At 72.7% G+C, this 9815-nt stretch carries 10 protein-coding genes; 3 read left to right on the forward strand and 7 right to left on the reverse strand.

The genetic code is table 11. The features are described 5' to 3' along the window. From E1283_RS24580 to E1283_RS24610, 7 genes are all read right to left on the reverse strand, one after another. Positions 1 to 419: phosphotransferase family protein (locus E1283_RS24580; protein ID WP_165956233.1), on the reverse strand; the 419-nt coding region annotated here is incomplete at its 3' end. Then, a complete protein-coding gene (gene rarD / locus E1283_RS24585; protein WP_243745074.1) occupies positions 412 to 1368 on the reverse strand; it encodes an EamA family transporter RarD in 957 nt (318 codons plus the stop codon). The genes rarD and E1283_RS24580, both read right to left, overlap by 8 nt. Before the next feature lie 114 nt (positions 1369 to 1482). Next, positions 1483 to 2589, reverse strand: coding sequence for a 2-oxoacid:ferredoxin oxidoreductase subunit beta (locus tag E1283_RS24590; protein WP_132820321.1), 1107 nt, complete (start codon positions 2587 to 2589; stop codon positions 1483 to 1485). After that, entirely contained in the window at positions 2579 to 4474 is a 1896-nt protein-coding gene (locus E1283_RS24595) for a 2-oxoacid:acceptor oxidoreductase subunit alpha (RefSeq protein WP_132820322.1), read from the reverse strand. Before E1283_RS24595 ends, E1283_RS24590 begins: the two co-directional genes overlap by 11 nt. A gap of 202 nt (positions 4475 to 4676) precedes the next feature. Further along, on the reverse strand, positions 4677 to 5336 hold the full coding sequence (locus tag E1283_RS24600; protein WP_132820323.1) for a response regulator transcription factor: 660 nt from the start codon (positions 5334 to 5336) through the stop codon (positions 4677 to 4679). Between the two features lie 82 nt (positions 5337 to 5418). Continuing rightward, on the reverse strand, positions 5419 to 6726 hold the full coding sequence (locus tag E1283_RS24605; RefSeq protein ID WP_132820324.1) for a sensor histidine kinase: 1308 nt from the start codon (positions 6724 to 6726) through the stop codon (positions 5419 to 5421). A gap of 16 nt (positions 6727 to 6742) precedes the next feature. Further along, complete coding sequence (locus tag E1283_RS24610; RefSeq protein ID WP_132820325.1) at positions 6743 to 7993, reverse strand: sensor histidine kinase; 1251 nt, start codon at positions 7991 to 7993, stop codon at positions 6743 to 6745. Positions 7994 to 8189: 196 nt separating this feature from the next. Here E1283_RS24610 and E1283_RS24615 point away from each other — a divergent pair, with 196 nt between their 5' ends. The 3 genes from E1283_RS24615 to E1283_RS24625 form a co-directional block, all read left to right on the forward strand. After that, positions 8190 to 8561: an NADH-quinone oxidoreductase subunit A gene (locus tag E1283_RS24615; protein ID WP_132820326.1), complete on the forward strand. Its 372-nt coding sequence runs from the start codon at positions 8190 to 8192 to the stop codon at positions 8559 to 8561. Further along, positions 8552 to 9244 (forward strand): NADH-quinone oxidoreductase subunit B, encoded by a 693-nt coding sequence (locus E1283_RS24620; RefSeq protein ID WP_243745075.1) that lies wholly within the window; start codon positions 8552 to 8554, stop codon positions 9242 to 9244. Before E1283_RS24615 ends, E1283_RS24620 begins: the two co-directional genes overlap by 10 nt. Further along, a partial coding sequence (locus tag E1283_RS24625; RefSeq protein ID WP_132820328.1) for an NADH-quinone oxidoreductase subunit C occupies positions 9241 to 9815 on the forward strand: 575 nt, incomplete at its 3' end. The genes E1283_RS24620 and E1283_RS24625, both read left to right, overlap by 4 nt.

Consider the following 9815-nt stretch of genomic DNA (forward strand, 5'->3'; position numbering starts at 1 on the left):
GTCCACGCCTGGTAGGGGCGGGGGCGATCGGCCGGGGCCAGCCGGTGGATCGCGACGAGCAGCGCGGCCAGGTCCGCTCCGGTGTCCTCGGTCAGCCGCACGGTGCCCGGCAGCCGGGTCATCAGCAGGGAGGGTGCGGCGCAGTGCTCGCCCGCCGGGTCGAGGGCGAGCAGCCGGGCCGCCGGGATCGGGGTGCCGCGCAGCAGGGTCAGCACGGCGGCCTCGCGGGCCAGCAGCCCCGGCGCGTGGTGGCGGAAGAAGGGGGAGAGGAAGGAGCGGAGGACCAGTTCGCGGCCTGTCGAGGTGGTCAGCGCGATGATGCGGGAGGTCCAGCCGCCGCGCAGCGGGTGGGTGGCCGTGATCCGCTCGCCGGGGGCCAGGTGGCGGGCCACCCAGGCCAGGGTGGTCGGCTCAGGCATCCCGCGCCCGGGCCGGTGCGGCGGCGGCGTCGGCCGGCACGTGGCGGGCCACCGTGCGGCGGGTGCGGCGGACGTGGCGCAGGGCGTCCCAGGTGAGGATCGTCAGCGCCGTCCAGACCAGCCCGAAGCCGGCCCAGCGCTCCGGCGGCATCTCCTCGTGGAAGGCGAGCACGCCGAGGAGGAACATCGTGGAGGGCGCCAGGTACTGCATCATGCCCAGCGTGGACAGCGGCAGTCGGACGGCCGCGCCGCCGAAGAAGATCAGCGGCAGCGCGGTGGCCAGGCCGCTGCCGATCAGCAGCAGGGTGTGCGTGCCGCCCTCGGTCGTGAAGGTGGAGTCGCCGCGGCCGGCGAGGAACAGCACGAAGACCAGGGCCGGCAGGAACTGGAGCGCCGAGTCGGCGGTGAAGCCCTCCAGGCCGTCCAGCCCGGTCTTCTTCTTGACCAGGCCGTAGGCGGCGAAGCTGATGCTGAGGGCCAGCGAGATCCAGGGGATCTGGCCGTAGGCGACGCTCATCACCACCACCGCGAGCCCACCGACGCCGACCGCCACCCACTGGGCGCGCCGCATCCGCTCGCGCAGCAGCAGCACCCCGATGGCGATGGTCAGCAGCGGGTTGATGAAGTATCCGAGGGACGCCTCGAGCACCCGGCCCTCGGCCACCGCCCAGATGAACAGGTACCAGTTGCCGGAGATCAGCGTGGCGGAGACGGCGAGCAGCGTGAGCCGCCGCGGGTCGCGCAGCAGCGGCCGGATCCAGGACCAGTTGCGGACGGCGACCAGCAGCACCAGGGCCGTGGGCAGCGACCAGAGCATGCGGTGGGCCAGCACCTCGGAGGCGCCGGCGGAGTCCAACTGCCGCCAGTAGAGCGGCAACAACCCCCAGAGCCCGAACGCGCCGAGGCCGAGGAGCAACCCCGACCGGCTTCCCGCACTGCCCGCTGCCACCGCGCCTCCCACCGCCACGTCCGAACGCCACCATGAAGGTAGCGCCCGGCGTGGCGGTTGTCATTCCCGTATCCGTGTGACGGTCCTGACGCCCGGGGGGGGGAGGGGCGGACGTCAGCCGGCGACGGTCCAGGTGTCGTTGCCGGTGAGCAGCGCCCCCAGGTCGCCCTTGCCGCGCGACTCCACCGCCCGCTCCAACTGCTCGGCCATCAGGTCCTCGTAGGCCGGCCGTTCGACGGAGCGGAGGACGCCGATCGGGGTGCGGTGCAGCGTGTGCGGGTCGGCGAGCCGGGAGAGCGCGAAGGCGGTGACCGGGGTGGCGGCGTGCGCGTCGTGCGTCAGCACGGCGTCGGAGCCGACCTCCGCCACGTCCGCCACACGCAGTTCACCGGTGGCCTGGTCGCGGACCACGCCCTTGCCGCCGAGGCCGTCCTCCGCGGGGAGGCCGAAGCGGATCGGCTCGCCGTGCTCGAGACGGATCACCGCCTCCTGGGCCTGCTGCTTGTCTTTCAGCGCCTCGAACGCGCCGTCGTTGAAGATGTTGCAGTTCTGGTAGATCTCCACCAGCGCCGAGCCGCGGTGCTCGGCGGCGGCGCGCAGCACGCTCGTCAGGTGCTTGCGGTCCGAGTCGATGGTGCGGGCGACGAACGACGCCTCGGCGCCCAGCGCCAGCGACACCGGGTTGAACGGGGTGTCGAGCGAGCCCATCGGCGTGGACTTGGTGATCTTGCCGGGCTCGGAGGTCGGCGAGTACTGGCCCTTGGTGAGCCCGTAGATCCGGTTGTTGAACAGCAGGATCTTCAGGTTCACGTTGCGCCGCAGCGCGTGGATCAGGTGGTTGCCGCCGATGGAGAGCGCGTCGCCGTCACCGGTGACGACCCAGACCGACAGGTCGCGGCGGGCCGTGGCCAGGCCGGTGGCGATGGCCGGGGCGCGGCCGTGGATGGAGTGCATCCCGTAGGTGTTCATGTAGTACGGGAAGCGGGACGAGCAGCCGATGCCGGAGACGAAGGTGATGTTCTCCCTGGCCAGGCCGAGCTCCGGCAGGAAGCCCTGCACGGCGGCCAGCACCGCGTAGTCGCCACAGCCGGGGCACCAGCGGACCTCCTGGTCCGACTTGAAGTCCTTGGCGGTCTGACGGGCCTCGGTGCGCGGCACCAGCGCGAGGGCGGTGCGGCCCTGGGCCGGGGCGTCGGCCTGGGCGGTGGCGTCAGCGGGCATCGGGAGCGGCCTCCTTGAAAGCGGATGCGAGCTGCTCGGCCTTGAACGGGAGGCCGGTGACCTGCGTGATGGACTGGACGTCCACCAGATACCTGGCGCGCAGCAGGATGGCGAGCTGCCCGAGGTTCATCTCCGGGCAGAGCACCCGGTCGTAGGAGCGCAGCACGTCCCCGAGGTTGGCGGGGAGCGGGTTGAGGTGGCGCACGTGCGTCTGGGCGATCCGGCCGCCGGCGCGGCGGATCCGGCGGACGGCGGCGGTGATCGGGCCGTACGTCGAGCCCCAGCCGAGCACCAGCGTCCTGGCCTCGCTGCTCGGGTCGTCGACCACCGCGTCGGGCACGGTGACGCCGTCGGTCTTGGCCTGGCGGATCCGCACCATGTGCTCGTGGTTGGCCGGGTCGTACGAGATGTTGCCCGTGCCGTCCTGCTTCTCGATGCCGCCGATGCGGTGTTCGAGGCCGGGGGTGCCGGGCACCGCCCAGGGCCTGGCGAGGGTGTGCGGGTCCCGCTTGTAGGGCCAGAAGACCTCGGTGCCGTCGGCCAGCGTGTGGTTCGGCGCGGTGGTGAACTGCACCCGCAGGTCGGGGAGTTCGTCCACCTCGGGGACCCGCCAGGGCTCCGAGCCGTTGGCCAGGTAGCCGTCGGAGAGCAGGAAGACCGGGGTGCGGTAGGTCAGCGCGATCCGCGCCGCGTCCAGCGCGGCGGTGAAGCACTCGCCCGGCGTGGCCGGCGCGACGATCGGCACCGGGGCCTCGCCGTTGCGCCCGTACATCGCCTGGAGCAGGTCGGCCTGCTCGGTCTTGGTCGGCAGGCCGGTGGAGGGGCCGCCGCGCTGGATGTCGATGATCAGCAGCGGCAGTTCGAGCGAGACGGCCAGGCCGATGGTCTCCGACTTCAGGGCGACGCCGGGGCCCGAGGTGGTGGTCACGCCGAGCGAACCGCCGAACGCGGCGCCGAGCGCGGCGCCGATGCCGGCGATCTCGTCCTCGGCCTGGAAGGTGCGCACCCCGAAGTTCTTGTGCTTCGACAGCTCGTGCAGCACGTCCGAGGCCGGGGTGATCGGGTAGGAGCCGAGGAACAGCGGCAGGTCGGCCCGCTGCGAGGCGGCGACCAGGCCGTAGGCCAGGGCCAGGTTGCCCGAGATGTTCCGGTAGGTGCCGGCCGGGAAGGCGCTGGAGGCCGGGGCCACCTCGTAGGAGACGGCGAAGTCCTCGGTGGTCTCGCCGAAGTTCCAACCGGCGCGGAACGCCGTCAGGTTGGCCTCGGCGATCTCCGGGCGCTTGGCGAACTTGGCACGCAGGAACGCCTCCGTGCCCTCGGTGGGCCGGTGGTACATCCAGGAGAGCAGGCCGAGCGCGAACATGTTCTTCGAGCGGCCGGCCTCCTTGCGGGTGAGGTCGAAGCCCTTCAGGGCCTCGACGGTCAGCGCGGTCAGCGGCACCGGGTGGACGCTGTACCCGTCGAGCGAGCCGTCCTCCAGCGGGTTGCCGTCGTAACCGACCTTGGCCAGCGCCCGCGAGGTGAACTCGTCGGTGTTGACGATGATCTCGCCGCCGCGCGGCACGTCCGCCAGGTTCGCCTTGAGGGCGGCCGGGTTCATCGCGACCAGCACGTTCGGCGCGTCACCCGGCGTGAGGATGTCGTGGTCGGCGAAGTGCACCTGGAAGGAGGAGACGCCGGGGAGGGTGCCGGCCGGGGCTCGGATTTCGGCGGGAAAGTTCGGCAGGGTGGACAGGTCATTCCCCAGCGACGCGGTCTCCGAGGTGAATCGGTCCCCCGTGAGCTGCATTCCGTCGCCCGAATCCCCCGCGAAGCGGATGATTACCCGGTCAACACGCCTGACGGCCTTCGTGTCCCGGCTGTCCTGGTCGACCTCAGTGGTCACTGCTGTAGCCCTCCTTCGAGGCGGCTCTTGTCAGCCATGGTACGCGGGTGAGGGTTACCTTACTGATGAGGATCAGATCAAAGACCAGGTGAGGGCACCCGATCCGGCCCGGTTGCATGACGACGACCACCCCCGTGAGCGACATGGCGGCGCGCGCTCGGGCGCGCACCACCGGAACCCCGGTTCCAGCGTGGCAGGAGCGCTAGGAATTCAGATAGGTGAGAACCGCCAGAACCCTTCGGTGATCTGTGTCACTCTGCGCCAAGCCGAGCTTCATAAAGATGTTGCTCACGTGCTTTTCGACCGCACCGTGACTCACCACGAGCTGGGCGGCGATCGCGGAGTTGGTTCTTCCCTCCGCCATTAGTCCTAGGACTTCCCTTTCCCGCGGCGTGAGCCCACTCAGCACATCCTGTTTCCGGCTGCGACCCAGCAACTGCGCCACCACCTCGGGGTCGAGCGCCGTGCCGCCGGTCGCGACCCTGGTCACCGCCTCCACGAACTCGCTGACGTCCGCCACCCGGTCCTTCAGCAGGTAGCCCACGCCCCGGCTCGAACCGGCGATCAGCTCCGTCGCGTACTGCTCCTCCACGTACTGCGAGAGGACCAGGACCCCCAGGTCCGGGAAGCTCTGCCGCAGCCGCACCGCGGCCCGCACGCCCTCGTCGGTGTGGGTCGGCGGCATCCGCACGTCCGCCACCACCACGTCGGGCAGTGCCCCGGCGGCCGCGAGCTCGCGCACCGCCGTGACCAGCGCCTCGCCGTCCCCGACGCCGGCCACCACCTCGTGCCCCCGGTCGTTGAGCAGCCGGGTCAGGCCCTCCCGCAGCAGCACCGAGTCCTCGGCGATCACCACGCGCACGTTCTCTCCCCCGATCTCACCCGTCTCGCCCTCGGCGGCGTCCCGCCGGGGGCCAGCATCTCACCCGTGCCACCGCCCGGGATCACCTCGCCGGCACGTCCGCCGCCGTGCGGTCGCGCCAGGGCAGCTCGGCGGTGACGGTGGTGGGGCCGCCGGCGGGGGAGTGGACGGCGAGGAGGCCGTCGACGGCGCCGAGCCGGTCGGCGAGGCCGGCGAGCCCGGAGCCCGTCGTCGGGTCGGCTCCGCCGTTGCCGTCGTCGGTGACCTGGAGCATCAGCCGGTCGCCGACCCGCCACACGTCCACCCCGGCCCGGGTGGCGCCGCTGTGCTTGCTGACGTTCTGCAGCAGCTCGGACGCCGTGAAGTAGGCGATCCCCTCGATGGCCTGCGCCGGCCGGCTGGGCAGCTCGATGTCCACCGCCACCGGCACCCGGCACCGGGAGGCGACGGCGGAGAGCGCGGGGCCCAGCCCGCGGTCGGTGAGGATGGCCGGGTGGATGCCGCGGGCCAGGTCGCGGAGCTCCTGGAGCGCCAGCTTGACCTCGCCGTGCGCCTCGTTCACCAGCCGCGACGCGGCCTCCGGGTCGCTCGCGATGGTCTCCTTGGCCATGCCGAGCTCCATCGCCAGCGCGACCAGCCTGGCCTGCGCCCCGTCGTGCAGGTCGCGCTCGATCCGCCGCAGGTCGGCGGCCGAGGTGTCCACCACCGTCGAGCGGTCCGTCTCCAGCTGGAGCATCCGGGCGGCCGCCTCCGAGCGGCCGAGCAGCGTCGACACCAGCAGCCGGTCCACCACCGCGAGACCCCGGATCACCGGCGCGGCGACCACCATCACCAGCGCGCCCGCCACCGCCACCAAGGCGTACTCCCACGGGCTGTCCCAGATCCAGCCGCCGCCCTCGCCGTCGACGTTGATGCCGACGCCCGGCTCGCCGCCGTACCGGGTGATGGTCCAGCCCCACGCCGGGAACGTCAGCCCGAACAGGCCGATGGACCACAGGACCGTCACCGTGACGAACGTGAAGAGCGCCCACCACAGGTGCAGCAGCGCGTAGGCCGTGCTCCGCCACGTCACGTTGCTCCGCAGCACCGCGCCGATCCACGCCGCGATGCCGCGCTGGCCCGGGCGGAGCCGCAGGGGCTCGGGCTCGGCCACCTGGAGGCCGAGGAAGTAGCGGGCCCTGATCCGCTCGAACCGCCCGTAGAGGCGGATCACCAGCAGCGTCAGGGCGAACAGCGGGAGCCCCACCACCAGGAAGAGCAGGGCGCCGCTCACGGCGAGGCCGACGACCGCGAACAGGAAGCCGGTCAGGGCCACCGGGAAGTTGAGCAGGGCGTGCAGGCCCTCCCGCCAGGTGCGGGACTGGAACGGCATGCGCAACAGAGTCTTCATCGTGGGTCCTCGACGGTCATTCGCTGTCGGTGATGGGAGTGGGGGTGGTGCCGGCCGGGGGTTCGCCCGGTCCTGGCACCGTGCGGTCGCGCCAGGGCAGCTCGGCGGTGACGGTGGTGGGGCCGCCGGCGGGGGAGTGGACGGCGAGGAGGCCGTCGACGGCGCCGAGCCGGTCGGCGAGGCCGGCGAGCCCGGAACCGGCCGTCGGGTCGGCTCCGCCGTTGCCGTCGTCGGTGACCTGGAGCATCAGCCGGCCCTCGCCCCGCCACACGTCGATCGACGCCTCGCGCGCCCCGCTGTGCTTGCTGACGTTCTGCAGCAGCTCGGACGCCGTGAAGTAGGCGATCCCCTCGATCGCCTCCGCCGGCCGCTCGTCGAGCTCGACGTTCACCGCCACCGGCACCGTGCAGCGCGTCGCCACGGCGGAGAGCGCGGGGCCGAGGCCGCGGTCGGTGAGAATGGCCGGGTGGATGCCGCGGGCCAGGTCGCGGAGCTCCTGGAGCGCCAGCTTGACCTCGCCGTGCGCCTCGTTCACCAGCCGCGACGCGGCCTCCGGATCCCGGAGGATCGTCTCCTTGGCCATGCCGAGACCCATCGCCAGCGCGACCAGCCTCGCCTGCGCCCCGTCGTGCAGGTCGCGCTCGATCCGCCGCAGGTCCGCGTTGGCCGTGTCGCTGAGCGCCGCCCGGCCCGACTCGAGCTCCGTGATCCGGCGCTCCAGGCTGTCCGACGGCGACAGCAGCCCGCGGACCAGCAGCCGGTCCACGTTGCTGAACCACCGGGCCAGCCACGGCAGCGCCGGCCAGGCGACGATCCCGGCGGCCACGGTGAGCCAACAGGTCAACGTGGCGACCGGCAGCCTGATCACGAAGAACAGCGCGGCCCGCCAGCCCACCGGATCCCGCAGCCCGGACCACAACCGGCCCAGGACGCCGGCCTCCTCGCTCCTCGGCAGCGGGCTCGGCTCGTCCACCCGCAACCCGAGCAGCGCCCGGGCGCGCGCCCGTTCCCATGCCGCGACCCGGCGGCAACCGGCGAGGCCGGCGGCCAGCACCGGCAGGCCGATGACGGTGACCGACAGCAGCCCGCCGACATAGATCCAGACGACGACGCCGACGAAGGTGACCAACGCCAGCGGGAAGCTCGTCAGCAGATAGCCGCACTCGCGCCAGGTGCGCGCTTCGAGCGCCGGGCGCGGCGGGGGCGGCTTCTCGGCGCCCCCCGCGGCGCCTTCGCCGCCCCGGGCGGTGCTGGTCGAGCTGGTCATGTTCCCAAGACTGCCGGGTCGTGAGGGCGGTCGCCATGGGGTGGGGCCGACACCGCTGGTGGGGCTACCCCCACCATCGCGCCGCCGCCCGGCGCCGATACGGGCGCCGGGCGCAGTGGTCACAAGCGGCCCGGCACCCCCTAGACTCACCGGCAGTCCCCATCCTGTCCCCGGTCCGGTCGTCGGAGGCCCGAACGTGCCCGACTACTTCCACGGCTACACGGTCGTCGGTCTGGTCGCGGTGGCCGGCGTGCTGTTCGTCGCCGTGTCCTTCGGCGCCGGGCGGCTGCTGCGCCCCACGGTGCCCACCCCGGAGAAGCTGCTCCCCTACGAGTGCGGCGTGGACCCGGTCGGCGAGGGCTGGGCGCACACGCAGATCCGCTACTACGTCTACGCGTTCCTGTACGTGATCTTCGCCGTCGACTCCGTGTTCCTCTTCCCGTGGGCGACGATCTTCGCGGCCGACGGCTACGGCGGGGTCACGCTCGTGGAGATGTTCGTCTTCCTCGGCTTCCTGTCCGTCGGCCTGCTCTACGCCTGGAAGAAGGGCGTCCTGGAATGGACGTGACCCCGCTGGACCCGACCCCGTCCGGTGCGACTCCGTCCGGTGCGACTCCGCCCGGTGCGACTCCGCCCGGTGCGACTCCGTCCGGCCGGATGCTGCCGGATCCGACGCCGCGCTCCCTCGGCCCGCTGTCCCGGCTCGCCCCCAAGCCCATGAAGGTGATCCTCAACTGGGGCCGCCGCTACAGCCTGTGGGTCTTCAACTTCGGCCTCGCCTGCTGCGCGATCGAGTTCATCGCGGCCTCCATGTCGCGGCACGACTTCATCCGGCTCGGCGTCATCCCGTTCGCGCCCGGCCCCCGGCAGGCCGACCTGATGGTCGTCTCCGGCACCGTCACGGACAAGATGGCGCCGGCGGTCAAGCGGCTCTACGAGCAGATGCCGGAGCCGAAGTACGTGATCTCCTTCGGCGCCTGCTCCAACTGCGGCGGCCCCTACTGGGACTCGTACTCGGTGACCAAGGGCGTGGACCAGCTGATCCCGGTGGACGTCTACGTGCCCGGCTGCCCGCCGCGCCCCGAGGCGCTGCTCCAGGGCATCCTCAAGCTCCAGGAGAAGATCGCGGCGGAGTCGCTGCCGAGCCGCTACGGGCCGAAGCCCGCCTCGCCGCCCGCCTCGCGGCCCTCGGCGGCGGCGCTCACCAGCGGCCTCGTCACGCCCCAGGCCCCCGGGGAGGGACGCCGGTGACGGTGGACTGGCTGCCGGCCGAGCCGACGGCACTCTTCGGGGACGGCGCGACCGCCTCGTTCGCCTACGAGGTGCTGACGGTCGACGTGCCGCCCGCCGCCTGGACCGACGCCCTGACCGCCGCCCGCGACGAACTCGGCTGCACCTTCTTCGACTGGCTCAGCGCGGTGGACGAGCCCGGCACCGGCTTCCGGATCTGCGCCCACGTGGTCGCCCTCGGCGCCCCGCCACGGCGGCTGCTGCTCCGCACCACCGTGCCGCACGAGGGCGCGGCGCTGGCCACGGCCACCGGCGTGTACGCGGGCGCCGCGTGGCACGAGCGGGAGACGCACGAGATGTTCGGCGTCGACTTCCCCGGCCACCCGGGCCTCGAACCGCTGCTGCTGCCGGAGAGCTTCGAGGGGCACCCGCTGCGGAAGGACTTCGTCCTGGCGGCCCGGGTCGTCAAGGCGTGGCCGGGCGCGAAGGAACCGGGCGAGTCCGGCCACGGCGGCCCCCGCCGCCGCCAGATGCTGCCGCCGGGCGTCCCGGACCCCAACGAGTGGGGCCCCCTCGCCGGCACCCCTGTCTC

This window comes from Streptomyces hainanensis (assembly GCF_004348415.1).
GTDB classification, from domain to species: Bacteria; Actinomycetota; Actinomycetes; order Streptomycetales; family Streptomycetaceae; genus Streptomyces; species Streptomyces hainanensis.

What these genes read in the sequence shown, in the direction of transcription:
- E1283_RS24605 (WP_132820324.1), bottom strand. Translation starts at nt 6,726, where the DNA reads ATGAAGACTCTGTTGCGCATGCCGTTCCAGTCCCGCACCTGGCGGGAG.
- E1283_RS24610 (WP_132820325.1), bottom strand. Translation starts at nt 7,993, where the DNA reads ATGACCAGCTCGACCAGCACCGCCCGGGGCGGCGAAGGCGCCGCGGGG.
- E1283_RS24590 (WP_132820321.1), bottom strand. Translation starts at nt 2,589, where the DNA reads ATGCCCGCTGACGCCACCGCCCAGGCCGACGCCCCGGCCCAGGGCCGC.
- E1283_RS24620 (WP_243745075.1), top strand. Translation starts at nt 8,552, where the DNA reads ATGGACGTGACCCCGCTGGACCCGACCCCGTCCGGTGCGACTCCGTCC.